Below are 26,735 nucleotides of genomic sequence, written 5' to 3'. Positions count from 1 at the left end.
ATATAAAGGTAAGTGTTGGTACGAGTAACAATAAAAAGCATCGCTATTCAATGATGGCGATGCCTTTTATTATTTACTTTTTGAAACGGTCCTTTTCAAGCTTATACCATTCATAAGAATACGATTAGCTGTGTCAAAATCGCTTAGCCTACAACGTGTAGTGCTTGCACTCTTTTTCCTTGCTACTCTAATTTTTGTGAATGGTATTAGAACGTTATTAAATCAATCTACTGGCTAAACTGTTTTTGACAAAGCTCCATAAAAGCACGCCCATACTGACGAATTTCTGCATCATCACGTACCGCCATCCAACTGGTAAAGCGACCAAAGTGGTCCACTGGAATCGCGGTTAAGTTCTGATAATGGCTCGGCTCAAATGCCATTTCGGCAATGATACCAATACCTAGACCAAGGCCAACATAGGTGCTAATCACATCAGCATCCAGTGCTGCTAGTACGATATCAGGCTCTAACCCTGCCTCATAGAAAGTCTTGTCAATTGCTCCACGTCCAGTAAAACCGCCGTGATAAGTAACGATTGGATAGCTAGCAAGGGTCGGTAAATCGATAGATTCTAGGCTAGCAAGTTCGTGATCGCTTGGCACAATGACACGATGCGTCCAATCATAATAGCGATAGCACCGTAGATAATTATTGTGTAGTAGGGACTCAGTTGCAATACCAATATCAGCTTGCCCACGGATCACCATCTGTGCGATGGTTTCAGGATCTGCCTGTTGAAGTATCAGATTAACCTTAGGAAAGCGATCTTTAAACTCTTTAACCACTTGCGGCAACACGTAACGTGCTTGTGTATGAGTAGTTGCAATGGTGAGCGTGCCAATATTTGGGTTATTAAAATCAAGGCTAAGGTTTTCAATGGTGCGAATTTCAGCGAAGATGGCCTCAATGTGAGGCATGAGCGCTGTACCCATGGTTGTCAGCCCTGTTAGTCGTTTGCCTTGACGGACAAAAACTTCCGTTTTTAGCTGATTTTCAAGTGCCGCTATATGTTTAGATAGACTTGATTGGCTGGTATGCAGTACGATAGCTGCCTGACTTAAGTTATAGCCATTAATCACCGTGTGCCATACTGTCTCCAGCTGTTTGAGCTGAATTTGTAAGTGTCGTTGATTGACTACTACGTCGATTGCCATAACCTAATCCTATTATCTAAATATACAAAATCCGTCTGTATACATAAAATAAATATGTATAAACATGCGATAAGTAAACAGTGTAAAACAAAGCTATTATTCTTGTATATAATAAATAGCTATCAATTTATACTTTTTTGGAATATATATTTTAAGTATTCAAAAATGTTGATAGAATTTTTCATCTGCCAGACTGAGTAACTCGTTATCTTCTGGCGTATCTCCGTATGCGTATACAGTGCTAAAATTACTCAGATTGTATCTGTGTTCAACTAACTGCTTTTTTGTTATTCCGCTACAATCACCATTGATATAGTTGCCTGTCAATATACCGTCAGCGACATCTACTTCAGTGCATATTAAATCCAATCCATGTTTGACACACCATGGATTGAGATATAAGTCTAGAGATGCCGATACAATAACGACGACATCACCTTTTTGTTGATGCCATTTTATTTTTTCAAAAGCATTAGGTCTGACATAACGAGGTATTATCAACTCAGAGAAGGCTTCCCCTTTTATTCTAAGCTGTTGTTCACTCCTTCCTTTAAAAGCAAAGTGATAGACCTTTTTTCGAATTTCGCTACCTTGTAATAGACCTAATTTGTATTTCACAACAGTTGGTAATAAGATGACTTTACCTGTATTAATTCTGCTTTTAGGTGCTGCAAATAATAAGAATTTGGTAAAGGTATCTGTGTGGGTAATAGTGCCATCAAAATCAAATAAAGCGATATCCATAGGTGCTATCTCGTATTATTAGGGCATGGGTCATGTTAATTTTTTACACATAGCGTCTACTTAGACAGTTGTTGTATAGCTCTTTCGTACTATAGTCGGTGAACTACTCAACCACTACGGCATTAGTCTCCTTAGACATACTACTTGTACGATCTGCAGTCGGCAGCCTTGTGCCCATTTTAGAGCTCTTGGACTATATAGTCGGTTGAATAGAAAAATATTATTAGAATGTCTAGTCAAGCTAGGTGTTCTGAAGTACCATAATTGAATTTTGTTCTAATGAACGTATTTTTACAACGTAAAGCAATTTTTATCGATCCTTATTGTTAATAATCGATATCAATGATGGACAGTAATGATTGATAAAAATTGTGCGCGGTTGTGTTCTTTTTCTCAAGTGTTGGTGAGTTATTATGTCTGCTGTCAAATCTGTGCCGCCCAATCAGCCAGTTGCCAAAAAATCATGGGGAGAAGCGGCGAAAGCTTATTTAGACCCACGTGTCATGATTATGTTGTTTTTGGGTTTTTCAGCAGGTATTCCCATACTGCTTATTTTTTCTAGTTTGTCATTATGGCTCAGAGAAGCTGGCATCGATCGTGGCGTTGTGACCATGTTTAGTTGGGCCGCGCTCGGTTATTCATTCAAGTTTATCTGGGCACCATTGATTGATGCGTTACCTGTACCGTTTTTGACTAAGTGGTTGGGACGTCGACGCAGTTGGATGGTGGTATCACAGCTACTTATCGTTCTGGCTATTTTCCTAATGGCCAATGTGAATCCTGTAAGCGAAGCTGTTTTAGTTTATATGGCAGGAGCTGCCGTATTATTAGGATTTTCTTCTGCAACCCAAGATATTGTCATCGATGCATATCGCATCGAACTTGCGCCGCCATCGATGCAGTCTATATTGTCTTCTGTTTATGTGTCAGGTTACCGCATTGGTATGATTGTCGCAGGGGCAGGTGCATTATATTTGGCAGATTTTTTTGGCTCGAATGAGACTTTTTATAGTTATGAGGCATGGCGTAATACTTACTACATCATGGCAGGTGTCATGACGTTAGGGGTATTGACCACATTTGCCAGCTATGAGCCAACGGCTGAGACGTTGCAACACAAAAAGCAGAAGAGCAATCTTAAGGTGTTCTTGATTTATTCTGGTTTGCTATTAATACCAGGATTGATTTTTAGTTTGATATATCTAATCAATATTGTGATCAACAAAGTATTCAGCAGTACCCTAGCGCTAATACCATTAATGGCCATGCCAGCGATTAAGTTTTACTTTTTGGCCTTGGTTGCTTGTGCGCCTTTATTGCTGTTGTACTTCATTATCAACCAACCTAAAATTATCAATAAAGCTCCATTAGTCGCTGAAACTCGCGAAGATTACGTAAGATTGGTATTGCTGTTTGTATTCTCTGTCGTCGCGTTTATCATGGCTTATGTCTTGATTGGACCATTATTTCCAGAGTTCGAAGGCGCGTTTTCTAGCTTCCTTGTAGAAACATTACATCTGCTGATAAGTTTGGGTGTGGCGATGGCTGCAGGTTATGCACTCGTACAAGTAGGGTTGGTCAAAAAAGAAGTAGCGATGGCCACTTGGGTTGAGCCGATTTTAGATTTCTTTAGACGCTATGGTAAAAAGGCATTTTTATTACTGGCGCTCATTGGGTTATACCGTATTTCAGATATTGTTGCAGGTGTCATCTCCAACGTCTTTTATCAAGACATGGGCTTTAGTAAAACAGATATCGCCAACGCAGTGAAGCTCGTCGGCGTGATTATGGCGATTGCGGGTGGGTTTTTAGGTGGGCTATTAGCACAGCGTTTCCGTATGATGCATGCCATGATGATTGGCGCGATTCTTGCGTGTGTGACCAATTTGTTATTTGTGCTACTTACTTACAATCCAGGCAGTTTGCCATTTATGTATGTTGCGGTCATATTTGATAACTTAGCAGCAGGGCTTGCTAGTGCAGTGTTTATTGCTTTCTTATCAGCGTTGACCTCCATACGTTTTACAGCAGTTCAGTACGCTATTTTCTCATCACTTATGACGTTGATTCCTAAAGTAATGGGCGGATACTCGGGTGCTATCGTCGATAACATGGGCTATCCATTTTTCTTTATCTTTACCTTTGCGATTGGTATCCCGATTCTGGCGCTGATTTACTATGTCGATAAGCATATCGTCATTGGTGACAACGATGATATTTATGGCGATGATGAGGGTGATAATAGTGGTGGTAATAAATTAACTAAAGCTAACTCAAAATTGGATAGCTCTAAAGAGCGGCCACGTGTTTCAGATCGATGGTTGTCTTTGGTTTTTATCTCATTATTCGTTATGTACATTATTTTTAAGAACTATATATGATCGCATCGACCATTCGTCAGATAAAGCAGCACATTCAGCAATTGACGAATGAGGCTGCAAACAGCAAACTACCATCGTTTTGGCTAACGGACTGGTTATTGTATGTCGTTGATAAGCCTGTGATAGCGCTAATCACAGATGAAGGTTATCAACTAACAGACAGCGAGCTTGCGCAGTTCAATTCAGGTGTGACCAAGATGCAGGCAGGAATACCGCTTGCATATCTGACGGGTCAGCAAGCGTTCTGGTCGCTCACGTTTACTGTCAATGAGTATACGTTGATTCCTAGACCCGACACAGAAGTGTTGATTGAACAAGTATTAAATGGAATAAGTGCTCAGCCAAAGAGTATGGATGATGACAATAGACAGAAACGTTTACTGGATTTAGGTACTGGTTCAGGTTGCATCGCAATCAGCCTAGCGCATGAGCTAAAGGCAAAAAATCTTGGTCCTACAGACGATAGCTGGCAAGTGGTCGCGGTTGATTTGTCGTTAGAAGCATTAAAAGTCGCTAAGCACAATGCGGCTATCAATAACGTTGCTGATATTGAGTTTATACAGAGCAGTTGGTATGAGAGTCTGCCGACTGATGATAGTCAATTATTCGATGTGATTGTGTCCAACCCACCTTATATTGATGAAGAGGATGAGCATTTGGCTAGTTTAGTTGCTGAACCTATTAGTGCGTTAAGCGCACCTAATCACGGACTGGCGGATATAATAAATATTGTCGAACAGGCACCGAAGTATCTGCGTGTAGGTGGGTTATTAGCGATTGAACATGGTTTTGACCAAGGATCTGCTGTTCAACAGCTGTTTCTGGATAATGGCTTTGAGTCTGTGCATACGGTAAAAGACTACGGTAATAATGACCGTGTGACGCTTGGACAGTTTCAGTAAGTAGGCTTGTATAGATAAATTTGTTTGATAATAAGTTTGGAATAGTAGTGGATAAGGGTTAAATATGGCACTCTCATTAGAGGCAGGGCAGCTGCTAGACGAAGAACTGTTGTGTTATGCGCGGCAGATATTGCTTGATGGCTGGGATATTGATGCTCAGATACGTCTGAAGTCGTCTCGTGTGGTTATGATCGGAGCGGGCGGTCTAGGTTGTCCTGCTTCTGAGACGCTAGTGCGTGCAGGACTTGGGCATATTGAGCTAATCGATGATGATGTGATTGAGGCCAGTAATTTACAGCGTCAGACGCTATTTTTACCCGAAGATATCGGTAAGCATAAAGCACTGACAGCAGCGCAAATGTTAGCGCGCATTAATCCATTGATTACGGCTTGCGGTGCAGTGGCGCGGTTGAAAGAAGACAATGCCTACGAGCTGCTCAACATGGCAGCAGTAAAGCCTGATTTGCTTTTAGACTGTACGGATAATTTTGCCACACGTGATGTGATCAATCGTATTAGTGTGCGTTATCAGATTCCATTGTTGTCTGCTTCGGCAATTGCGATGCAAGGTCAGTTAGCACTGTATGAACCACATTTGAACACTGGCTGCTATCATTGCGTGTTTGGTTCAGTTGTGAGTGATACAGAATCTGATGAGCGTACTTGTGCTAACTCAGGCGTGCTTGCTAGTACGACTGCGATTATGGGAAATTTACAAGCCAATGCCGCTCTACAATACCTTGGATTAACCAAAAATCCACTGAAAAACAAGCTGCTCATATGGGATGGTAGCCAAATGCAGCAGCGATTAATGGGCTATCGACAAGATAAAGAGTGTCCTGTTTGTAGCAGTCATTAGCATCTCCTTACTGTATGCACTACTGCGCTAATATTTAATGACATCAGCATTTATTCTAAAATATCCTTTCTATCACCATAGTTGTTTCTTATGAAAATTCACCGTCCGCATTTATTAAAGCATACATTCAATGTTGTCAATCGTGTTCGCCAAACTGCGAGTGTCGCTGGTCTGTCTGCACTCAGAGTAGCGAAAGGTGAAAAACCTGACGCGATGCTATTAAAAGACACTTTTGAACAATTGGGTACGACTTATATCAAAATTGGCCAGTTTATTGCGAGTACGCCGTCTTTGTTTCCACGTGATTATGTCAAGGCATTTCAGAGCTGTTTGGATCAAACCACGCCATTGTCTTATGCTTATATCGAGCAAGTATTAAAAGAAGAGTTGGCCGTTGATGGCATGACGCTTGATGATAGGTTTGCCCATATCGATCCGGAGCCATTGGCGTCCGCTTCTATTGCCCAAGTGCATGCCGCACGATTGCACAATGGTGATGAAGTGGTATTAAAAGTACAAAAGCCTAACGTTGAAACTATTATGCAGACGGATTTAGGCGTACTGCATGGTGTGACTAAATTGCTTGAAATCCTGATGCCATCGATGAAGTTTGCCAGCATTGCGCCAATTATCGATGAGATTCGTTTGCGTATGTTAGCTGAGACTGACTTTATCGCTGAGGCGCAAAACATTCGCGATTTTCAGCAGTTTTTGACCGTATCAGGTAACACTCGTGTGACAGCGCCCACGGTCTATGACGCGTTGACGACTAAGCGTGTACTGACCATGAGCCGTCTATATGGTGTTTCCATGGTAGAGGAGTCATTAATGCGTCAGTACTGCGCTGATCCTGCACAAGTGATGGCAGACACGTTAAATACGTGGTTTGCTAGTCTAATGCTTTGTAATAGTTTCCATGCTGACCTGCACGCAGGGAATTTGATGCTATTGACAGATGGCCGCATTGGATTTTTAGACTTCGGTATCGTTGGTAAGCTAAAAGCAGAAAGCTGGCGGGCATGTATGGGTATGATGCAAGCTATGCAAGACAGCGACTATCAAGCAATGGCGCAACATATGATTGATATGGAAATGACGCATGGTGGCAATCAGGTCGATGTCGTGGCACTGGGCGATGACCTACAGCGTATGATGAAGACTATCATGGCAGAGGATAAAGCCTTTACCAGTGGCGTACCTTTTAATAGTAAAGAGCAAGCCGATGAGCTGAATCAAATGATGCTTGAGATTGTGGAAGTGGGTAAGCGTCATGGTATTCATTTTCCACGTGACTTTGCGTTATTGACCAAGCAGATGCTGTATTTTGATCGGTTCATGCGTACGCTTGCACCAGATATGGATATGTTCAGTGATCAGCGTGTGCAAATGTTAGGACAAGCCTAAACTACGCTACGGCTAAATACTTCCCGTAATTCAAAGCTGGTATGTACTTGCGCGACGCCTTCGATACGGTTTAGCCGATGTAGTAAAAACTCTTCATAATGTGTCATATCGCGTACTCTAACTTTGATAAGATAGTCTTCGGTACGACCAGTGACAATGCTACAGCTAACGACTTCTTCAAAGCTCTGTATTTTGGACTCGAATTGTTCAAAGCGTTCAGCAGTATGACGATCCATACTGATCGCGATAAATACGGCCAATGGATAACCAAGCTTTTGCGCATCTGTTTTGGTGTAATAGCCAGTGATAACGCCCGCATCCTCTAAGCGTTTAATACGGCGGGCACAAGGTGTGGCCGAAAGGTTCACGTGTTCCGCAAGCTCGGTCACACTCATACGTGCTTGTGTCTGTAATAAGCGTAATAACTTTCTATCGGTCTCATCTATATCGGCTAAAGAAGGTTGAGGAAAATGATGGTTTAGCATATTTTTGGATTTATTAGAGGATTTAGCTAATTATAATTACTATTGCATAGGATTTCACTAAAATAACCTAAAATTATATAAAATAAAGCCGATTTCTGTTTCATGAACTTTGATATTATAATCACATAAACATTGGTTATCTCGTATGAGGCAGATCACCCGAGTCATCTACCATTTAGCTAAAAACATAAATTCCCATACCATTTAAGGATTGATTATGTCTGACCAAGCCACGCGCACTGTAGCCGCTACGACTGCAAAGACCACACCAAAAAATGCCGCTTTTGATTATAAAAAATATCGTCCATTTGCCTTTGCACCATCGTTACTAGATCGTACTTGGCCGAGTAAGACAATTGAGAAAGCACCGATATGGGCAAGTGTGGATCTGCGTGATGGTAACCAAGCACTCATTGATCCAATGACTATCGAACAAAAAATGCGTTTTTTTAAAACCTTAGTAGATGTGGGTTTTAAAGAGATTGAGATTGGTTTTCCATCAGCGGCACAGGTTGAGTTTGATTTTGCTCGTAAGCTTATCGAAGAAAATCATGTGCCTGATGATGTAACTTTGCAAGTTTTGGTGCAGGCTCGTGAGCATTTGATTGCTCGTACTTTTGAATCATTAAAAGGCGCGAAGCGTGCTATTGTCCACGTGTATAACTCAACTTGCCGCATTCAACGCGAAAAAGTATATGGTAAAGACAAAGCTGAGATTAAAGAAATTGCGATTGCAGGTGCCAAACTATTGCAGCAGTATGCGGCAAAATATCCTGAGACAGAGTGGGTGTTCCAATACTCGCCAGAAAGCTTTAGTCAAACAGAGACCGAGTATGCAGTAGAAGTCTGCGATGCCGTCTGTGACGTATGGCAGCCACAAGCAGGTCAGGAAGTGATTCTTAACTTGCCAGCGACGGTGGAAGCCTCTACGCCTAATGTTTTTGCCGATCAAGTTGAATATTTCTGCCGTCATCTTGCTCAGCGCGAGCATGTGATTGTTAGTTTGCATACGCACAATGACCGTGGCTGTGCGGTTGCTGCGGCTGAGCTTGGTGTGTTGGCTGGTGCCGATCGTATTGAGGGTACGTTGCTTGGTAATGGCGAGCGTACGGGTAATATGGATATCATGGTAATGGCGATGAACTTGTTTAGCCAAGGTATCGATCCAGAGCTTGATTTCAGTAATATGAGTGATATTGTTCAGGTAGTCAGTGAATGTAATAATTTGCCTGTGCATCCGCGTCATCCTTATGTCGGCGAGTTAGTATTTACCGCCTTTAGTGGCTCACATCAAGATGCTATCAAAAAGTCTCTTGACTACAATGAAAAGCATCAAGATGAAACAGAAAATGTTTGGGATGTGGCCTACTTACCGATTGATCCGGCGCATATTGGTCGTAGCTATCAAGATGTGGTACGTATCAACAGTCAGTCTGGTAAAGGTGGTGTCGCTTATATCTTGCAGCGCAATTATGGCTTTAACTTACCACGTTGGATGCAAATTGACTTTAGCGGTGTGGTGCAAAAGCAAGCGGAAAGTGCTGCACGTGAGTTGCAAAATGATGAAATATTACAAACTTTTGAAAGCACGTATTTGCAGCAAGGTGAATTTGAGCTACTAGACTATAGCGTCAATAACAAAGGCGGAGCAGTGTGCTTTGACGGTCAAGTGCAGATGAACGACGAAACCATCAATATTGCTGGGAAAGGTAATGGACCATTGTCATCATTCATTGATGGTATTGCTCAGCATACTGGTAAGTCGATACATGTCATTAATTATGCTGAACATGCAATCAATCCGCAGCACAATAGTGGTGATGGTATCGATGATGATACCAATAGCGACAACAAAACCAATGCCAATGCAGCGGCTTATATACAGTTAAATATTGATGGTGATGTTTATTCAGGGATTGGTACTTGTAGCAGTACTGTATCGGCTATGCTTAAAGGTGCATTATCAGCCTTTGCTCAAGCAGCCAATAGTATCGCCGCGTAATATCAAAAGGCATTCGTTTAATACAGCAAAAAACATCACCGCTTTTTTTCTACAAGCAAGAAGCGGTGATGTTTTTTTTGTATAGGAAAAAGCTTAGCAGTTTGAGACCACACTATCTCAAGATAACCTACATTCGAGCTGCATAGACTGCCAAGAGTAATAGCATAATATTACTTGTGTTTTTGCTGTCTAAGACTTACGCTAATGTGTATAGCACCTATTATTATATTAATATAAACATAAGGTTAATTATGGAACCTATATCTTTTGCTTCACTTTCATTGGCATCTATTTTGGCTTCGGTACCTGCGAATGGTGAAATTGTGACTAAGCCTACCATTACCACGCATATCAGTCCGGCTATTGCAGGACAGTGGGAGATAGACTTGGATAGTCCGATCACAATGACCAACGAAGCTAGAGCTAGACAAGACACGTTAGAAGCTACTCAGCAGACAGAGAGTGTCGAGCCTGACGTAAAGACTGGTACAGAAGATGGTGTTCTGGTACAAAGCGAAAGGCGTATTGTTGATATTCCACCAACTGCTCATACAAAAACGAGTGCTTCTACTAAAGACTCAACTCAGTGCCGTGAGTTATATAACTTTGGTGCTGACAATGAAATGTGGGCGGTGAGTGGTGAAGAATGGACGTATAGTCGTTATTTAGTCACACACCGAGAAGAAGGTTTGCCAGTTATCGCTATTAGCACTGTCTATGATAATAATGAAGTAGATTGTTCTGGTAATCAGATTGATCAGAGCGGTGAGGCGTTGATTGCTTTTTTAAATCATGACGGCAACCAAATGCAGTGGTGTGCAGATCCAGAAGGAAACGAATGCTTTATGAATTTTCATAAGGTGTTGCCATAGTGATTTATAATCACTTGCGAGGACGTATTTTTTCGACCACGCTAATTGATTGTGAATCATAAATAGGATAAGAAATCTATCTGCATATAATAAAAAAAACCGCTACCTAATGAAGGAACGGTTTTTTTTATTTATATCAATAAATTATGATTTTTCTTTATTAGTGGTTAGAAGCTCTCTTTCAAGGTAATGAATGTTTTGCGCTTCGTGAACAAAGTTATCATCGGCTAAAATAACATCACGATGCATTGGTATATTGGTTTTGATACCTTCGATTACCAATTCATCTAGTGCATGTAGTGTTTTTGATACCGCTTGTTGGCGAGTCTGTCCATGACAGATAAGCTTGCCTATTAATGAATCATAATATGTCGGTATCTCATATCCAGGATACAAATGCGAGTCAAAACGAACGCCTGAGCCACTTGGTGCAAACAACTGATTGACAGTACCAGGACAAGGCATAAAAGTCGCTGGATCTTCAGCATTGATACGGCATTCAATGGCATGACCTTGAACATCAATTTCGCTTTGGCGGTAAGATAAACCATAACCTGCAGCGATTTTTAGCTGTTCAACGACCACATCAATACCAGTAATCATTTCGGTCACAGGATGCTCGACCTGTACACGAGTGTTCATTTCAATAAAGAAAAACTCGTTATTTTCAAATAAAAACTCAAAAGTACCTGCACCGCGATACTTCACAAGCTCGCACGCTTTTACACAGGCTCGTAAGATAGGTTCGCGTACATCATCTGGAATATCTGGTGCAGGCGCTTCTTCTAGGACTTTTTGATGACGACGCTGTAATGAGCAGTCACGATCATATAGATGGATGGCATTGCCATTGCCATCACCAAGCACCTGTACTTCTACGTGGCGTGGATTCTGTAGATAGCGTTCCATATAAACAGTGTCATCGCCAAACCACAACTCTGCCTCTTGTTTAGCAGCTTGTACTTGTCCGATAACCTCCTCAAAGCGTTCAACGACACGCATACCGCGGCCACCACCGCCAGCTGCAGCTTTAATCAATAGTGGAAAGCCAATATTACGTGCTTGCTCTTCAGCATTATGTAGCGTCACAGCACCAACAGAACCTGGTACAGTCGGCACGCCTGCTTTTTTCATGGCGTTAATAGCGGATACTTTATTACCCATCAAGCGGATATGATCAGCGTTTGGGCCTACAAAGGTCAAACCTGCTTCTTCAACTTGTTCAGCGAATTCAGCATTCTCTGATAAAAAACCATAGCCAGGATGAATGGCGTCGGCACCAGTGATTTCAGCAGCAGTTAAAATAGTATTGATATCAAGGTAGCTTTGATTGGCATTAGGTTTACCAATACAGATTGCCTCATCAACAAAACGTAAATGCATCAAGTTTGCATCAGCTGTGGAATAAACACCTACAGTCTCTATTCCAAGAGCTTTACAAGCTCTAACGATACGTAGGGCAATCTCACCTCTATTGGCGATGAGCAGTTTTTTTATCATGGGGTCATCCTTGTCGAAGCGGCAGTCATTGATAGAGTCGTTACTTTGGCATCGTGAATTTAAGTTATTATTGTCAGTGCAATATAGCTTAAATTTAGATGCCAAATGATAATGAAACCTCAATTATAGTGATATAAAGTGTGGCAAAAACAATCGTTACGCTTTATAGCGTATGACAGGTTGGCCAAACTGTACCACTTCAGAGTTATCGACTAAGATTTCATCAATGATGCCACTTTGAGTTGCCTCAAGTGGATTCATGATTTTCATGGCTTCAATAATACCAAGCGTATCACCAGCCTGTACTTTTTGACCTACTTTGACAAAAGGTGGGTCATTAGGGCTAGGTGCTGAGTAATAAACGCCAACCATCGGTGATGTCTCAACACTACCTGCTTTGACAGCTGGTTTTGCTTCAGCAGCAACGGGAGCAGCACCTGCTGCAGGTGCAGCCATCATCGTTGGAGCAGGGGCGTCGTAGTGACGAGTCAAACTAATGTGTTCATCGTCTGAGCTGATTTCTAAGTTAACCAGTTCACTTTCTTCCATGAGTGCGATCAGAGTGCGTATTTTTTCAATATCCATAGTTTTAATTTTGCCTTGTACTAAATTCGAGAAATAGTGTAACTAAATATTGTGTAGATAATTGCTAATGATACCTATATTCGTGCAAATGAGCAATCGATGTACAGTTGTTAACTGAATTTTTTTACATATTATGACGTAAGCTATTATACGAGTAAGAATTATACAAGGATTTATCATAGTCTATGTAACCAAGTAGCGCTAGTAATGGTTACTAGATACTAAGGCATGTCCTAAATTCAAACGAGTGCCCTCTAAATGGGCTAAAAATAGCTAAATTTTGCCAAACATCGTCAAATAGTTGGTCAATATCTTGATATTACCTGCACTATTTTCCTCGTTTAACGGCGATTTATCTTATTTTTATCACCATTTTTAAAATGAGGGCACACCCTAGGTTTACAGAAAGATATTAAGCCCATTTTGCTGTTAAGCGTTTTTGTTGATAACGCAGTCGTAAAGTCAGCAGGATGGACGATAAAAATAATCCTGTGATTAATGCCATCCAAAACCCTTGAGCACCAACGTCAGTAAAGCGTACTAAGTAAATACCGAGTGGTAACGCCACTAGCCAATAGCAAAATAGTGTGACCCACATTGGCACGGTGGTGTCTTGCATGCCACGCAATATACCAGCGATATTGACTTGCCAACCATCAAACAATTGATAAGCCAATGCAAAGATAAGTAGGTGCATGGCTTGTGCCCTGACGATAGGATTGTCTGTAAATGCCGCTGCCAGCTGTGGCCTAAACAGCCAAATACCAAGCATACAAGTGAGTGCAATCAACACTGTCCAAATTAAGCCTGTGGCTTGCACTTGTCGCAGAGCCATAATGTTTTTTTCACCAAAACGATTGGATATCATGATTGTCAGCGCCATGGCGACTGATATGGGTATCATGAATAGTTGGGAGGTCACTGACAGTGCTACCTGATGCGAAGCCGTTGCTATCTCGCCTAGTGGACTGATGACCAATGCGCCCAAACTAAATAAGCTGGCTTCAAAAAATATAGAGATACCAATCGGAATACCCAGTTTAAGCAGTTTTTTAATTTGTGCACGGTTAGGACTAGCAAAACTATAAAAGAATCGTGTGCTAGCAAACTGCTGCCGTTTTGTGAAGCTAGTATAAGCAGCAAGCAGTAGTACATTTATCCATAGCACAAAGGCCGTTGCAACGCCGCAACCTGCGCCGCCCATCTCAGGCATGCCGAACAAACCATGAATAAAAATATAGTTCAGCGGAATGTCTGCTAGTAAGCCGATGACACTAATGACAGTGACTGGTTCAGGTCGACCAAGTGCTTCGCAATAACTGCGTAGTACCGCATAGACGGCTAGGGCGGGGAAACCAAACGACACACCGTGAAGATACTGCGCGGCTATTGGCTGGATGTTTTCAGGTACGCCCATTATTCCCAGCATATTTGGAGCTAAATTAACCACGATAAAGCCAACAATACCAATGACACCAGCTGTCCATAAAGACTGCTGTGTGATATGAGGTACTCGGTTATGATCATTTTGCCCGATTGCTTCGCCAATGAGTGGTGTGGTAGCAATTAAAATACCAGTGGCCAACAAAAATAGAGGTAGCCACATACCAGAACCGACGGCAACTGCTGCCAAATCGAGCGCAGAGACTTGACCTGCCATAATGGCATCGACTACGCCAAGTGCTGCTTGGCAAAACTGAGTAATTAAGATAGGTAGTGCGAGCACACCTAAGCGTAAGCTGTAGCTTTTAAAATCTCTAAAGGATAATGGGAAAACCATAGTGAGCAACTTTTTATTTTTTACGGTATTTATTATGAATGAGCAACACCTGCCATCAATATAGTAATAGTGAGATAGGACGGTAGGAGTAGTGCCGACGATAATACTCCGATACATCATATGCGCAAGCTCATATAAGTGAAGTATGACAACAAAAACGAAGGCACTAAAATAAAAATAACCCGTTAATCTAAATAGGAGATTAACAGGTCATAAATAAATACGATGGTAAAGAAGCTGGGTTATAATGTCAATGTTTTACTAGTGTCCAATGGTAGTCGGTATAGACCATCATAGAGAAAGGTAAATATGAACTTGGATCATATTAGTTCTAGTGTTTCAGCCATGTTCATAATCGCTTGCCAGTGCTTTGGCTCTAGCGGAATAACGGTGAGCTGCTGACAGCCTTTTCTCAGTAATAACGAGTCTTCGAGTGCTGGTAAAAATTTAAGCTCTAAGAGTGGTATAACATCGGTAAAGGCATGTTCAAACTTAACATCGACCATGTACCAGCGTGGTTCCTCTTCGGTGGCGATAGGGTCGTAATGGCGATGTTCAGGATGAAACTGAGTCGGGTCGGGGTATCCCGCTTTGCTAATAGTCATGATGCCAGCCACACCTGACGGTTTGGCGCTAGAATGATAAAAAATCACTTGGTCACCGACTTTCATATCATCGCGCATAAAGTTACGAGCACGATAATTACGTACGCCATCCCAGCCATCTGTGCCCAAACGTTGCAAGTCATTAATACCAAAAAACTTTGGATTGGATTTCATTAACCAGTAAGCCATATTATTATCCTGTTAATTATTATGGTTTTGTTAGGGTGTGTTGAACATTAATCAGCCGTTAGCCGGTGACAGTCGTTTTAGTGGTAGCCATTCTGCCAATAAGAAAGCGTAGTTAGTATGAGTGTTTGTTACTGGTTTTGTTATTGCAGGGATTTTCTTTAAGAGAGTCTTTTTTTTAATGAGTTTAGCCGTTATCCTAGCGCTACTTTCTGCTAATGACAGCAGCAACGTACTTATAGATAAATATTTTTATGTCAAATATCAATATCGTTAACGATTTACAGCAGATAGACATCTCTAATGACACTACTGCCAATGCGATAGAAGTCAGTGCTATTCCATTAGCGCTATATATTCACATTCCGTGGTGTGTAAAAAAGTGCCCTTATTGCGATTTCAACTCGCATGAGCTGCCGATAGATAGTCAGGTATCGATGTATGATGAGTATGTCGATGCATTGCTATCAGACGCGAACATGCAGCAGCCTTTAACCCAAAAAAGAGAAATTAGCTCGATATTTATCGGTGGTGGCACGCCATCGCTATTACCTATTGCCCAGTATCGGCGACTATTTTCTGGCTTGCAACGTATCTTGAAGTTTGCTGATGATATAGAAATCACCATGGAAGCCAATCCAGGCACATTAGAGCATGCGCCTTTTGCGCAATATTTAGACGTCGGTATCAACCGTTTGTCGATAGGTGTGCAAAGCTTTGCTGCTGATAAATTGGTAGCATTGGGACGTATACATAATCCTGATCAGGCGTTGTCTGCGATTCATGCTGCACGCGCTGCTGGGTTTGAGCGTGTCAATGTCGATTTGATGCATGGGTTGCCACAGCAAGCGATGGCTGAAGCATTAAACGATATTCAAATGGCACATGATGCAGGTGCAACTCATATCTCTTGGTATCAACTGACGATAGAACCTAATACCGTATTTTATCGTAGTCAGCCTATTTTGCCAGACGAAGACAATTTGGCAGATATTGAGCAAGCAGGTCAGACGCTATTGCAACAACTGGGCTATCACAATTATGAGGTGTCCGCTTGGGCAGGTGGATCTGATCAGCCGTGCCGTCACAATGTCAATTATTGGCAATTCGGTGATTATCTTGCCATTGGTGCGGGTGCTCATGGCAAAGTAACCGTTAGTCGCAGAACAACGATGAGTCATAAAGCGAATAACGCATCAGAAATGAATGAAAATGAAAGGTTAGTAGATGCTGGTATTTACCGTTTTAGCAAGTCACGGCTGCCTAAAGATTATGTGAGCTATCAGGATGTTACCGATTGCTCTAAAGCAAATGAAAATGCACCCAAAATGGTCGGTTGGAAAAAAATTGACAATAATGAGCTGGTCAGTGAGTTTATGCTAAATGCGCTGCGCTTACATGGCGGCGTTGCTTGGTCGTTATTTCAAGAGAGAACAGGACGAAAGCGTGATGACATTGCCTCATCCATAGATAAGCTGGTGGCACAAGGATTACTGACAGACAGTAGGGCGTGGTTACAGCCAACAGAATTGGGACAGCGTTATCTCAATCAGATATTAAGAGAGTTTTTATAGTGTTATAGTTTATCCGCTATAGAAATGTGACAGTGTTAAGCTTGTTTGAGTGATTTAATACATATCTACACTTGGTTGTTTTTTACCATTTTTACTTTATATATTGATAGCCTTTCAGAAAAAATCAGTGGAATATAAGCATCAATAAAAAAGGCTTACCAAATAAATGATAAGCCTTTTAAAAATCTATTATAGTCAAATCCAGATAAATCCGCTACATCGTCATCCTCGCTAACCATACTAATGTATCGCTTGCACTCGGTTTCCTTGTATCGAAATTATTTGAACTCAACTATATATTAATAATTAGATTTTATCTTGAACGTCTTGTGCGCCGCCAGTAACTGCATTACCAGCGCTTGATACGTCTTGACCCAAACCTTTAAAAGTGTTGCAACCAGTTAGTACAAACATAGCTGTCAAAGATGCGATGATTACTTTTTTCATAATAATATCCTCAAAATAAATTGTTTATAAATAATAACAGTGGTGTTAAGCATTTTGCTTAAGCCTTACTGAGGGTTTATTGAATAGAGAGATAATTATAAGTAATAACTATCTTGCTATCCGTTACAGACATCATAGTGAAAGTTAAAAACGTTGCACAGTATCAAAATGTAATTATTGGCAGTAAACTGTAACTTTCGATAACTCATTGACAATAAACATAAATAATAAGCCTTGACCACTTACGGAGTAGTTAGCATGACCATTCATATTGTATTGGTAGCACCCAAAATGCCTAGTAATACGGGTAATATTATCCGCTTGTGTGCCAATAGTGGCGCACAATTGCACTTAGTCAAGCCGTTAGGGTTTGAGCTTGATGATAAAAAACTACGCCGTGCAGGTTTGGATTATCATGAGTATGCACATCTGCAAGTACATGATGATTGGGTGGCCGCCAGACAGGCATTGCAAACTGCTGACTGTCATGTCGTTACGGCATTGACCACCAAATTGAGTAAACCATTTTACGATTATGATTTTAGTGGGCAGCAGGCAAGTGGGTCATCAGATGTGGCATTGATGCCCAATATCGCATTGGTGTTTGGCTCAGAAACGGCAGGTCTTGCAGATGATATACGAGCAGACATTGGTAGTGATAATTGGTTGAGACTACCAATGCTAGCCGATTCACGCAGTTTGAACTTGTCAAATAGCGTGGCGATATGTCTATATGAAATATGGCGTCAGCAAGGATTTGGTGGTGATGAAGGACGTAGCGTGGGTTATGAGACGTTGACGGTATACGATCCAAAATAGTGTTGCCAATGTTATCGTCATTGCGCTATACAACAATTAAAGCATAAAATGACTACAGCATAAAATGATTATAGCGTTAGCCTCGTTTGAAGCATTAAATATACGTCTACACTCGATCGCTTGGTACTACTTTTAAATTGAATCGACTATAGAGCGTGTTACAAGCAATTAGGCGGTTTTGGTAAACCTGCTAGACGATTGACATGACGGGCGACCAAACCTGTTTTGAATAGCTGCTGTAATTTTTGATTGCTAATATCGTGTTCAGGTAGCGTTTTTTGTAGCCATTTTATCAGCGGCCGTGTTGCGGGCGCATGATTAAATTTAGTAAAAAACGCTCGTACCTGCTGTAAAACCTCTAAATGCTCGGTCTCTAAATGTACGTCTAGCGTGTCAGCCAGCTGCTGTGCGATATCAGGTGTCCAGATAGTATGGTCACACAGATGACCGTCATGATCTAATTCAACACTAATTTCAATGTCATGAGGTGGTTTTGTAGGAGTAGTAGCATTATCGTTATTCATAAGGCAATAGTCACGACTTTATCAAATTGTTTGTCTTGAGTCAGGTTGACCCATTCATTATCTGTTAAGACGCCGCTTAGCTTGCTAGGCAACCTCAGTTTGTCAGTTGTATCAACAGATAGTTGTGAGATGTCATCGGCCAGTGCGTAAATACCAGCAATATCCTCAATATTGATATCGCCCAGATAGGCGTCTAGCCAGTCTATAAAAGCGACGGTCGTGCCAAGTAATACAATGCTGTCACCTGAGTGCCATGTACGTGACATCTCATCGACACTGCGTCTAAGTGTGTCTATTGTGCTGTGTAATTGATATAACGTTGCCATTTACTTTAATCCTATCTGATCAATTAAAAAGTCAGTATTTGTTCAAAATCTTGTGAGTTGACGATTTCTGGTATCAGGGTCAGTTGTGAGGCCAGGTCGGTTGGTAGCATGCCAGTGACCCAGCCACTAAAGACATCATCAGGTAACCAAGCCGCTGGCATATCATATAGCTCCAGTGATTGAATCATGCCATGCAAACGTGATTCAGATTGCATCAGTAGGCCAAAGACAGGGGCATCCAAATATAGTTGCACTTCATGACCAAAGGTCGCCAGTGTTAGGGCGAGTGCACAGCCTTCGTAACTGGCTATTTCAGTCGGTGTCTGCAACTGAATTAATAGTTTCATGATTAAATCCTAATCTGATTGGTCGCTTGACGGTTTATTATCGTCACGGTTAGGTTATCTAAGAGGTTTGTCTCAAAACGGTGTTCTGTTAAAACTGTATCAGACGACAGTTATCTTGCATCATCATAGCAAGCTCACTCAATCCGACTAGTGAAAAGCCAGTAGCAAGGTTATCACCATTGAGTTGATGGCGTGTACTGTTGTCTGTGTCACTAATACCGCGGCTAAGTGCGGTACTGACACAGACTGGCAGTGACAATTGATACTGATCCGCAAGATGTTGCCATGCTTTGGTCAAATCGACCTGATCTGCTGACTGCCATCGTAAGCGGTTGGCGGTATGGGCACCGTCGCCGTAAAAAAAGACATTTAATTTTTTATTACTATTTGTATCTTCCTGATTTGAGATGTTTTTGAGATAGGCATGAGCATAGCGTAGCGCTAGAGCGTTAAGCGGCTGACTAGGGTCAGCGGTAATCAGGAGTAAAGGAGTCGTGGTTGCCATAGGAAGTCTTATCAGTCATTAATGCTAAAGTGGTTTATGCTACCATAAAGCGTTCAAAAGCAAATAGAGTCAGTGTTATTAAAAAAAGTGGTTTTATATTAAATACTGGCATATATTAGTATGGTTGTCCGATGCGGTAACTACCTCATAAGAAAAAACACTAATATTATGCGCTAGGTTCACGTAGTCTTATCATTCCAAGCAAGGAGTTTATTTACCTATGTTACCTGCTACGTCTTCACGTGAGATCCATGGTACAGATAGTCAGCCTACAGCAGATCAGCTGCAAGTATTGCAAACAGCTAGCGAGTTTGCATATCAGATTTGGGAGAGACGCACAGTCTCTTGCCAAACGTTTTTACGAAGTTACCCATTAGATCAGACTTTAACGCGGCAGCAGATTGACGATCTGATACAAGACTATACGTTGGATGAGAATTATCAACTTGCTGATGAAGTTAAGGTGATGAGAGGGTTACGTCATTTGCGCACCTTACTTATGATGCGTTGGATATGGCAAGATGCTTTGCAGATGATTAAACTTGAGCAATTAACTGATGAGCTCTCTGAGTTTGCAGCTGGCTGTATCTCGTTTGCTAAAGATTATACCTATCAAAACTTGATTGACCAATATGGCGAACCGACTTTTATTGATGATAAAGGTCAGGTTCAAATTGATGATATGGCTATCATGGCTATGGGTAAGCTTGGTGCTCATGAGCTGAATTTATCGAGTGACATCGATCTTATCTTTGTGCATCAGGCACTGGGTGAAACCAATGGAGATAAAGCCAAAGGCACACGTAGCATAGATAACAAGCGTTTTATGACTAGGCTTGGTCAAGGTATTATCAAGTTGTTGGATCATAACACAGCAGATGGATTCGTCTTTCGTGTTGATATGCGTCTGCGTCCATGGGGCGATGGTAGTGATTTGGCTATTCATCTGTCAGCACTACAAAAGTATTTTTGTCGACATGGACGAGCTTGGGAACGTTTTGCATGGCTAAAAGCGCGTGTGGTAGGGCAGCTAGAACAACCGTTTTATGATGAGTTGCAAGCGCTTATTAAGCCATTTGTTTTTCGCTATTATGTTGATTACAGTGCTTTTTCAGCATTGAGAGAGATGAAATCTCTCATCCAAAACCAAGTGGCACAACGTGAAGATTTGGATAATATCAAACTTGGCGCAGGTGGCATTAGGGATATTGAATTTATCGTACAAGCGTTTCAGTTGATTTATGGTGGTAGGCATTCTCAATTACAAGTGAAGTCGTGTCTAGAAGCGATGCAGGTATTATATAAGCTCAAGTATTTAGAGCTTGTAACTTATAGGCATCTACAAGCAGCTTATCGCTTTTTACGTCGACTTGAGCATGCAATTCAGGCGATTAATGATCAGCAAACACAACGCTTACCACATGATCCACATTGGCAACATAATCTGGCTATCACATTGGGTTTTGAGGATTGGAAAGCCTTGTTGCACACACTCAATCAGCATCGAAATAATGTAAATGTACCGTTTGAGAAGATGGTAATTGAACGGCAAGTACCAGATCAAGACGATGAAAGCCTTGAGCCAGAAGATCTTGATGAGCAGATTACACGCTTAAACAAAGTGCTCACACAAACAAACCGTGAGCTACTACAAAGCTTTTGGCAGTCAAAACTGGTCGGAAACTTAAGTGACGAAGCAAGAGAGCGTTTAGATGATGCATATCCTGTGATTGTCCATGCGCTATTGGCACATCAAGATCAGCAGCAATTGGCCAACACAGCGTTGCCACGTCTCATCTCCTTACTCGAAGCGATTTGTCGCCGTTCTATTTATTTAGTGATGATTGCAGAAAACCCAAATGCAACAACTGAACTCATTCCGATGCTGTCAGCGAGTCCTTGGATTGCAAAAGAGTTGGCACACTATCCTGTACTGCTAGATACTTTCTTACAGCAGCGCTACCATCATTTACCTGATAAGGCTGAGCTGCGTGATATTCTGCGTCAACAGTTATTACGTGTAGAACCTCATGATGAAGAAAAGCTGCTCAGCGTCTTACGACTGTTTAAAAAGAACCAAATATTGGCGGTGGCTGCTAGCGATATATTGGCTGAACGTCCTATTATGAAAGTATCTGATTCATTAACTTATATCGCAGCAGTGGTATTAGAGGCAGCATTAGAGCGTGCTTTTTCAGAGATTGTCAGCCGCTATGGCTATCCTATTGGCCAAGACGGCGACCCTGTGACTGAAGCCAATTGTGGATTTGCTATTATTGGTTATGGTAAACTTGGCGGGTTAGAGCTGTCCTATTCTTCAGACTTGGATTTGGTGTTTTTACATAAAATTAAAGAACAAGGCATGACCACAGGTGAAAAGTCTGTAAGCGGTATGAAGTTCGCTGCGCGCTTGGTACAAAAATTGATGAACTACCTCAATACGCAAACTCGAGATGGTCGTGTTTATGAGATTGATATGCGTCTGCGCCCTTCAGGTAATGCAGGCATGATGGTTGTGTCTTGTAATGCTTTTGAGACGTATCAGATGGATAAAGCCTGGTCGTGGGAACATCAGGCATTGGTGCGGGCGCGGGGAGTTTGTGGAGATAAAAGAGTCATGGCGCGCTTCTATGACATTCGACGAAATGTGCTGGCATTACCGCGTACGCTAGAGCAAGTGCGTAGTGAAGTCACCAGTATGCGTATTAAAATGCAAAAGCATCTAGGCACCAGCCAGTGGAAACAGCACGCTGGTAAATTCCATCTGAAACAAGATGCTGGCGGCATCATTGATATTGAGTTTTTGGCACAGTTTGCCGTATTGGCCTACTCACATGAGTACCCAAGCTTGACCAAATGGAGCGACAACGTTCGGATTTTTGAAGAGGTTGCATTACTAGGAATTTGGGAAGCGCAAGTTTGCCAAGACTTGACCGATGCTTATCTCAGAATACGCGCGGCCACCCATCAGTTGGCACTATCCGAGCAGTCGCTATTGGTCGATGAATCGCTATGGAAGGAAACGCGCGCACTGGTGCAAGATCAGTGGCAGCACTTGATGGGGGTGGATGATGCCGAGGATACGCCTTGAGCATTGAGACAATGTACAAACTACTTATAAAAAATTGACAATTGGTTTTCTTAAACCAATTTTCACAACCAAGATGCATTTTTTACCATAAAAATAGATGCGGTGGTGGTATCATATATGGTTGATAATCACTGTTAAACAAAACCTACTTAAAAAAGTTAGACGTCAGCGCTAGCATAAGGACTATAAAATGAATATGGCAACACAAGAAGGTAAGCTTTGGATGAATGGCACGATGATCGAGCAGCCCGATGCCAGCGTCCACGTACTGACCCATAGCCTACATTATGGCATGGCAGTATTTGAAGGGGTTCGCGCTTACCAAACTGCTGACAACCGTACAGCGATTTTTCGCCTAAAAGAGCACACTGAGCGTTTGATGGGCTCAGCGAAGATTTTTCAGATGGATGTGCCTTTTGACGCAGCGGCACTTGAGCAAGCCCAGAAAGACGTGGTCAAACAAAACAACTTGGCAGAGGCGTATATCCGTCCGCTGATTTGGGTTGGCGCAGAAAAACTTGGCCTATCATCACGTGATAACAGTATCAATGCCATGGTCGCAGCATGGCACTGGGGCGCCTATCTTGGTGAAGAAGGCATCAAAAACGGTATCCGTGTCAAAACCTCATCATTTACCCACCACATGACCAATGTGACCATGTGTAAAGCCAAAGCCTCGAGCAACTATCCTGTCTCTATCATGGCCAACCAAGAAGTCACCCGCAATGGCTATGACGAAGCCATCCTAATGGATCCCCAAGGGTATGTCTGCCAAGGCGCTGGCGAGAACTTATTCTTAGTGAAAGACGGCGTACTACATACACCAGATTTGGGCGGTGGTGCGCTTGACGGTATCACCCGTCGTACGATCATTCAGTTTGCTGATGACTTAGGTATCAAAGTCGTCGAGCGTCGCATCACTCGTGATGAGTTTTACTTAGCGGACGAGATCTTTATGACCGGTACGGCTGCTGAGGTCACACCGATTCGTGAATACGATGACCGTACTATCGGTAATGGGGGCCGTGGTCCATTAACTGAGAAGCTGCAAACCTTGTATTTTGACGTGGTACATGGTCGCAATGAGCAGTATATGGATTGGTTAAGTTTTATTGATTGATAATTTCATATCTAATTAATCATAAGGTTTAATATTATTTAAAAACAAACTGAAGCTCTAGAAAGGCTGAGTTCTGTAGGTTGCAGGTCTCAGCTTTTTACTAGCTACATTATAATTATTATTAAATGGGTTTGTACTCTTGTAAGTAGATAATATAGATTTAAATATATGTATTCATAATGTAACTACTTCGATTTGTAATAAAACTCATAAAAACATATTAATTTATGCTAGTTATTTAGAGAGGTGGGTTTGTTTATGTATAACGCACTAATAATATGGAAGAGCAATGAACACCAGTGAAAAGTATTTAAGAGGAAGTTTATGATCAGTAATTTATCAATAAAGACGTTGAATGGTTCGATATATTGTCAGGTTGAAAAATATAATAGTATAAATAAGTTTCAGAATGCAGTTGTATTCTGTGTTGATGAGGGATATCTAGCTTACTCGTTATTTTGTGCAAAACAAATAATAAATAAAGAAAAAGAGCGTTCTTTTGATATATGTATTTGTTTACCGGACCTTAAGTTAGTTCCAGAAAGCTTTAGAAGCTTAGATATTAGATTCATTGAGCTTAATGCTACAGGTATGGATAGCTTACCTGTTGATCATTTATCACTAGCTGCTTATAACAGGGTTTTTTTGCCTCATGTTTTCGCTGAAGAGTATGAGCGAATTGTTTATTTAGATGCAGATGTATATATTAACAAGCCTTTTTTTAAAGACTTAATGTTCTTATGCGATGATTTTGATAGTGATTTCTGCGTGGCAGCAGCACCTGATATTACCGAAGTTAATAGGCACTCTAAAATTAAGAATGGTGTTACACCCAAAATACTAGATTATCTTCGTGTATATCATGAAGGTAACCATTTATATAGAAACTCAGGCGTGTTGGTTTTTGATGTCCAAAACTGTATAAAATATAGTTTAGTTGAAAGGGTTTTTGAAGCTGCTTTTAATAAAAGCTCAAACTTAAGATGTCATGATCAGTCTGCAATAAATATAGCCTTTATGGGTGAAATGCCAGTCATTCCTTTTGAATTTAATTGGCAGCTGCATGAAACTAACTATAGGCTAATAAAGAAGGTAGAGCCTTATATTATTCATTTTATTAGTCGTAATAAACCTTGGATGTTTGATTGTGAGTATACTCAACCCTATGTACCGCAGTACAAGATGTTTCTAACAGAAAACTTTCCAGAAATAGTTCAGCCGCTGAAAACACATGCTCAAATCCGTAGCCTTAACCCCAAGTACGAAAGTGCTAATAGAGAGAAAATATCAACCACCATTTCTAATATCAAAAAACCTTGGAGTACTTTTATTAGAAATATTAAATTTGACCTATATAGAAATAATAGCGTTGAAGGAGCAATAAAAAACGTGAATAAAAATATTTTCACTAAGTAAAGAGATGGCATATGACTCTGAAAAAAAATAAGGTCATTCTAGCAATATTTAGCCTACAAGGCGGAGGAGCTGAACGCTTTGTATTGACGCTTGCTGAAGGTTTTAAACAGCTAGGCTATAAACCTCATATTGTTTGCTTCAAAAATCAAGTTGACTATGAAGTATCAGATATTCATTTGCATTTTTTATCTTATCAGTCTTATCGATGGATGCCTAAGTATATCCGAAATAAGGTGTTTGCTCGAGTGTTCGATAAATATGTAAAAAATAATATTACTGATACACCTGCGCTTTTGATATCTAATTTATGGCAGGTGGATCAGGTCCTAGCATATAGTAAGTTGCCTAATAAGTTGTTTGTAATACATAACACCTTATCTAAGGAAAAGAGTATCCATACCTATTTAACGAATGAAGCGCTACAAAACGTATATTCAAATCAGAACATTGTAGCAGTTAGTCAAGGTGTGAAGCAGGACTTCGAAGGTATAGTCAAACAGATAAGCTCACTTACAGCTATTCATAATCCAATTGATAGAGAGTTTATTTTAAAATCTGCTAAGCAGTTGGATATACTACACAAATTAATCACTCAGTATCCATTACTCAAGCAGGGTTATCTCATTCATGTCGGAAAGTTTAAGGCTCAAAAAAATCATATGGACTTGATAAAGGCTTATGCGAGGAGTCATCAGAGAAAACCATTGCTACTGGTAGGGCAGGGAGAGCTTAAACAAGAATGTGAAAACCTCTGCAGTGAGCTAGGTGTCACAGATAAGGTTATATTTTGTGGGTTTGAGCCGAACCCTTATCCTTTGATAGTTAATGCTGATGCGATGGTGCTTTCTTCAATTTATGAAGGGTTTGGCATTGTAATAGCGGAAGCTTTGGCTTTAGGTGTGCCAGTTATAAGTACAGACTGTGAATCTGGACCAAGAGAGCTTCTTCCTGAGAGTAACCTAGTGAAGGTAGGTGATATAGAGAGTTTATCTGCTAAATTGAATGAGATTAGTGAAAGTCCTGAAAGCTTTAGTAGTAGCTTTGACGTAGGTTTGCTACCTGATAGTGTTGCTCAAAAATATCTTCAGACTTTAGAATCCTAAT

24 protein-coding genes are annotated in these 26,735 nt (G+C 41.1%); 12 read left to right on the top strand and 12 right to left on the bottom strand.

What is annotated here, in order from left to right; genetic code table 11:
- Window positions 1-227 precede the first annotated feature (227 nt).
- A complete protein-coding gene (locus tag ACT3RN_RS04170) occupies window positions 228-1,157 on the bottom strand; it encodes a LysR substrate-binding domain-containing protein (protein WP_192519754.1) in 930 nt (309 codons plus the stop codon).
- A 159-nt stretch (window positions 1,158-1,316) separates the two neighbouring features.
- Window positions 1,317-1,901 (bottom strand): HAD family hydrolase, encoded by a 585-nt coding sequence (locus ACT3RN_RS04165; protein WP_192519753.1) that lies wholly within the window; start codon window positions 1,899-1,901, stop codon window positions 1,317-1,319.
- A gap of 413 nt (window positions 1,902-2,314) precedes the next feature.
- Here ACT3RN_RS04165 and ACT3RN_RS04160 point away from each other — a divergent pair, with 413 nt between their 5' ends.
- The 4 genes from ACT3RN_RS04160 (at window position 2,315) to ACT3RN_RS04145 (ending at window position 7,447) form a co-directional block, all read left to right on the top strand.
- The gene (locus ACT3RN_RS04160; RefSeq protein ID WP_192519752.1) at window positions 2,315-4,282 is read left to right on the top strand and encodes an AmpG family muropeptide MFS transporter; all 1,968 of its coding nucleotides are present in this window, start codon (window positions 2,315-2,317) and stop codon (window positions 4,280-4,282) included.
- Complete coding sequence (prmC, locus tag ACT3RN_RS04155) at window positions 4,279-5,184, top strand: peptide chain release factor N(5)-glutamine methyltransferase (RefSeq protein ID WP_192991844.1); 906 nt, start codon at window positions 4,279-4,281, stop codon at window positions 5,182-5,184. Before ACT3RN_RS04160 ends, prmC begins: the two co-directional genes overlap by 4 nt.
- A 64-nt stretch (window positions 5,185-5,248) precedes the next feature.
- On the top strand, window positions 5,249-6,043 hold the full coding sequence (locus tag ACT3RN_RS04150) for a HesA/MoeB/ThiF family protein (RefSeq protein ID WP_192519750.1): 795 nt from the start codon (window positions 5,249-5,251) through the stop codon (window positions 6,041-6,043).
- A gap of 90 nt (window positions 6,044-6,133) precedes the next feature.
- Window positions 6,134-7,447 (top strand): ABC1 kinase family protein, encoded by a 1,314-nt coding sequence (locus tag ACT3RN_RS04145; RefSeq protein ID WP_192519749.1) that lies wholly within the window; start codon window positions 6,134-6,136, stop codon window positions 7,445-7,447.
- Here the strand turns inward: ACT3RN_RS04145 and ACT3RN_RS04140 are convergent.
- The gene (locus ACT3RN_RS04140) at window positions 7,444-7,932 is read right to left on the bottom strand and encodes an Lrp/AsnC family transcriptional regulator (RefSeq protein ID WP_192519748.1); all 489 of its coding nucleotides are present in this window, start codon (window positions 7,930-7,932) and stop codon (window positions 7,444-7,446) included. The genes ACT3RN_RS04145 and ACT3RN_RS04140 overlap by 4 nt on opposite strands.
- A 217-nt stretch (window positions 7,933-8,149) precedes the next feature.
- Between ACT3RN_RS04140 and leuA the strand changes: the two genes are divergently transcribed.
- Window positions 8,150-9,934 (top strand): 2-isopropylmalate synthase, encoded by a 1,785-nt coding sequence (leuA, locus tag ACT3RN_RS04135; protein WP_192519747.1) that lies wholly within the window; start codon window positions 8,150-8,152, stop codon window positions 9,932-9,934.
- Window positions 9,935-10,185: 251 nt separating this feature from the next.
- On the top strand, window positions 10,186-10,806 hold the full coding sequence (locus ACT3RN_RS04130) for a hypothetical protein (protein ID WP_192519746.1): 621 nt from the start codon (window positions 10,186-10,188) through the stop codon (window positions 10,804-10,806).
- 144 nt (window positions 10,807-10,950) lie between these two features.
- Here ACT3RN_RS04130 and accC read toward each other — a convergent pair whose 3' ends face one another.
- From accC to ACT3RN_RS04110, 4 genes are all read right to left on the bottom strand, one after another.
- On the bottom strand, window positions 10,951-12,306 hold the full coding sequence (accC, locus tag ACT3RN_RS04125) for an acetyl-CoA carboxylase biotin carboxylase subunit (RefSeq protein WP_192519745.1): 1,356 nt from the start codon (window positions 12,304-12,306) through the stop codon (window positions 10,951-10,953).
- 156 nt (window positions 12,307-12,462) lie between these two features.
- A complete protein-coding gene (gene accB, locus ACT3RN_RS04120) occupies window positions 12,463-12,891 on the bottom strand; it encodes an acetyl-CoA carboxylase biotin carboxyl carrier protein (RefSeq protein ID WP_192519744.1) in 429 nt (142 codons plus the stop codon).
- Between the two features lie 412 nt (window positions 12,892-13,303).
- Window positions 13,304-14,671, bottom strand: a complete 1,368-nt coding sequence (locus tag ACT3RN_RS04115; protein WP_192991845.1) for an MATE family efflux transporter — start codon at window positions 14,669-14,671, stop codon at window positions 13,304-13,306.
- Window positions 14,672-14,991: 320 nt separating this feature from the next.
- Window positions 14,992-15,465 carry an EVE domain-containing protein gene (locus tag ACT3RN_RS04110; protein WP_192520144.1) on the bottom strand — a complete coding sequence of 158 codons (474 nt, stop codon included), beginning with the start codon at window positions 15,463-15,465 and terminating at the stop codon, window positions 14,992-14,994.
- A 251-nt stretch (window positions 15,466-15,716) separates the two neighbouring features.
- Between ACT3RN_RS04110 and hemW the strand changes: the two genes are divergently transcribed.
- The gene (gene hemW, locus ACT3RN_RS04105; protein WP_192520145.1) at window positions 15,717-17,036 is read left to right on the top strand and encodes a radical SAM family heme chaperone HemW; all 1,320 of its coding nucleotides are present in this window, start codon (window positions 15,717-15,719) and stop codon (window positions 17,034-17,036) included.
- Between the two features lie 306 nt (window positions 17,037-17,342).
- On the opposite strand, the gene ACT3RN_RS04100 is transcribed toward hemW, so the two are convergent.
- Entirely contained in the window at window positions 17,343-17,483 is a 141-nt protein-coding gene (locus ACT3RN_RS04100; RefSeq protein ID WP_101204419.1) for an entericidin A/B family lipoprotein, read from the bottom strand.
- Window positions 17,484-17,741: 258 nt separating this feature from the next.
- On the opposite strand from ACT3RN_RS04100, the gene ACT3RN_RS04095 reads away from it, so the two are divergent.
- Window positions 17,742-18,302 (top strand): tRNA (cytidine(34)-2'-O)-methyltransferase, encoded by a 561-nt coding sequence (locus tag ACT3RN_RS04095; RefSeq protein WP_192520146.1) that lies wholly within the window; start codon window positions 17,742-17,744, stop codon window positions 18,300-18,302.
- A gap of 158 nt (window positions 18,303-18,460) precedes the next feature.
- Here ACT3RN_RS04095 and ACT3RN_RS04090 read toward each other — a convergent pair whose 3' ends face one another.
- The 4 genes from ACT3RN_RS04090 to tusD form a co-directional block, all read right to left on the bottom strand.
- A complete protein-coding gene (locus ACT3RN_RS04090; protein ID WP_192520147.1) occupies window positions 18,461-18,826 on the bottom strand; it encodes a TusE/DsrC/DsvC family sulfur relay protein in 366 nt (121 codons plus the stop codon).
- Window positions 18,823-19,152, bottom strand: a complete 330-nt coding sequence (locus tag ACT3RN_RS04085; protein ID WP_192520148.1) for a hypothetical protein — start codon at window positions 19,150-19,152, stop codon at window positions 18,823-18,825. Before ACT3RN_RS04085 ends, ACT3RN_RS04090 begins: the two co-directional genes overlap by 4 nt.
- 23 nt (window positions 19,153-19,175) lie before the next feature.
- Window positions 19,176-19,499, bottom strand: coding sequence for a hypothetical protein (locus ACT3RN_RS04080; RefSeq protein ID WP_192520149.1), 324 nt, complete (start codon window positions 19,497-19,499; stop codon window positions 19,176-19,178).
- Between the two features lie 88 nt (window positions 19,500-19,587).
- Window positions 19,588-20,004, bottom strand: coding sequence for a sulfurtransferase complex subunit TusD (tusD, locus tag ACT3RN_RS04075; RefSeq protein ID WP_192991846.1), 417 nt, complete (start codon window positions 20,002-20,004; stop codon window positions 19,588-19,590).
- A 220-nt stretch (window positions 20,005-20,224) separates the two neighbouring features.
- Between tusD and glnE the strand changes: the two genes are divergently transcribed.
- From glnE to ACT3RN_RS04055, 4 genes are all read left to right on the top strand, one after another.
- Window positions 20,225-23,095, top strand: a complete 2,871-nt coding sequence (glnE, locus tag ACT3RN_RS04070; RefSeq protein ID WP_192991847.1) for a bifunctional [glutamate--ammonia ligase]-adenylyl-L-tyrosine phosphorylase/[glutamate--ammonia-ligase] adenylyltransferase — start codon at window positions 20,225-20,227, stop codon at window positions 23,093-23,095.
- Between the two features lie 190 nt (window positions 23,096-23,285).
- On the top strand, window positions 23,286-24,215 hold the full coding sequence (locus tag ACT3RN_RS04065) for a branched-chain amino acid transaminase (RefSeq protein WP_192991848.1): 930 nt from the start codon (window positions 23,286-23,288) through the stop codon (window positions 24,213-24,215).
- Between the two features lie 324 nt (window positions 24,216-24,539).
- Window positions 24,540-25,631, top strand: a complete 1,092-nt coding sequence (locus ACT3RN_RS04060) for a glycosyltransferase family 8 protein (RefSeq protein ID WP_192991849.1) — start codon at window positions 24,540-24,542, stop codon at window positions 25,629-25,631.
- 11 nt (window positions 25,632-25,642) lie between these two features.
- A complete protein-coding gene (locus tag ACT3RN_RS04055; RefSeq protein WP_192991850.1) occupies window positions 25,643-26,734 on the top strand; it encodes a glycosyltransferase in 1,092 nt (363 codons plus the stop codon).
- Window position 26,735: the final 1 nt, after the last annotated feature.

The sequence above is a fragment of the Psychrobacter sp. AOP5-GZ1-6 genome (assembly GCF_052376345.1).
In the GTDB taxonomy this organism is placed as follows: domain Bacteria; phylum Pseudomonadota; class Gammaproteobacteria; order Pseudomonadales; family Moraxellaceae; genus Psychrobacter.
The sequence above is the reverse complement of the archived record's forward strand: the minus strand, read 5'-3'. Positions and strand labels throughout refer to the sequence as shown.

Coding starts and splice junctions, on each gene's coding strand:
- ACT3RN_RS04055 (WP_192991850.1), top strand. CDS start 25,643: ATGACTCTGAAAAAAAATAAGGTCATTCTAGCAATATTTAGCCTACAA.
- ACT3RN_RS04115 (WP_192991845.1), bottom strand. CDS start 14,671: ATGGTTTTCCCATTATCCTTTAGAGATTTTAAAAGCTACAGCTTACGC.
- accC (WP_192519745.1), bottom strand. CDS start 12,306: ATGATAAAAAAACTGCTCATCGCCAATAGAGGTGAGATTGCCCTACGT.
- ACT3RN_RS04080 (WP_192520149.1), bottom strand. CDS start 19,499: ATGAAACTATTAATTCAGTTGCAGACACCGACTGAAATAGCCAGTTAC.
- ACT3RN_RS04065 (WP_192991848.1), top strand. CDS start 23,286: ATGAATATGGCAACACAAGAAGGTAAGCTTTGGATGAATGGCACGATG.
- ACT3RN_RS04100 (WP_101204419.1), bottom strand. CDS start 17,483: ATGAAAAAAGTAATCATCGCATCTTTGACAGCTATGTTTGTACTAACT.
- leuA (WP_192519747.1), top strand. CDS start 8,150: ATGTCTGACCAAGCCACGCGCACTGTAGCCGCTACGACTGCAAAGACC.
- ACT3RN_RS04085 (WP_192520148.1), bottom strand. CDS start 19,152: ATGGCAACGTTATATCAATTACACAGCACAATAGACACACTTAGACGC.
- prmC (WP_192991844.1), top strand. CDS start 4,279: ATGATCGCATCGACCATTCGTCAGATAAAGCAGCACATTCAGCAATTG.
- ACT3RN_RS04095 (WP_192520146.1), top strand. CDS start 17,742: ATGACCATTCATATTGTATTGGTAGCACCCAAAATGCCTAGTAATACG.
- ACT3RN_RS04090 (WP_192520147.1), bottom strand. CDS start 18,826: ATGAATAACGATAATGCTACTACTCCTACAAAACCACCTCATGACATT.
- ACT3RN_RS04145 (WP_192519749.1), top strand. CDS start 6,134: ATGAAAATTCACCGTCCGCATTTATTAAAGCATACATTCAATGTTGTC.
- ACT3RN_RS04160 (WP_192519752.1), top strand. CDS start 2,315: ATGTCTGCTGTCAAATCTGTGCCGCCCAATCAGCCAGTTGCCAAAAAA.
- accB (WP_192519744.1), bottom strand. CDS start 12,891: ATGGATATTGAAAAAATACGCACTCTGATCGCACTCATGGAAGAAAGT.
- tusD (WP_192991846.1), bottom strand. CDS start 20,004: ATGGCAACCACGACTCCTTTACTCCTGATTACCGCTGACCCTAGTCAG.
- ACT3RN_RS04110 (WP_192520144.1), bottom strand. CDS start 15,465: ATGGCTTACTGGTTAATGAAATCCAATCCAAAGTTTTTTGGTATTAAT.
- hemW (WP_192520145.1), top strand. CDS start 15,717: ATGTCAAATATCAATATCGTTAACGATTTACAGCAGATAGACATCTCT.
- glnE (WP_192991847.1), top strand. CDS start 20,225: ATGTTACCTGCTACGTCTTCACGTGAGATCCATGGTACAGATAGTCAG.
- ACT3RN_RS04130 (WP_192519746.1), top strand. CDS start 10,186: ATGGAACCTATATCTTTTGCTTCACTTTCATTGGCATCTATTTTGGCT.
- ACT3RN_RS04060 (WP_192991849.1), top strand. CDS start 24,540: ATGATCAGTAATTTATCAATAAAGACGTTGAATGGTTCGATATATTGT.
- ACT3RN_RS04165 (WP_192519753.1), bottom strand. CDS start 1,901: ATGGATATCGCTTTATTTGATTTTGATGGCACTATTACCCACACAGAT.
- ACT3RN_RS04170 (WP_192519754.1), bottom strand. CDS start 1,157: ATGGCAATCGACGTAGTAGTCAATCAACGACACTTACAAATTCAGCTC.
- ACT3RN_RS04140 (WP_192519748.1), bottom strand. CDS start 7,932: ATGCTAAACCATCATTTTCCTCAACCTTCTTTAGCCGATATAGATGAG.
- ACT3RN_RS04150 (WP_192519750.1), top strand. CDS start 5,249: ATGGCACTCTCATTAGAGGCAGGGCAGCTGCTAGACGAAGAACTGTTG.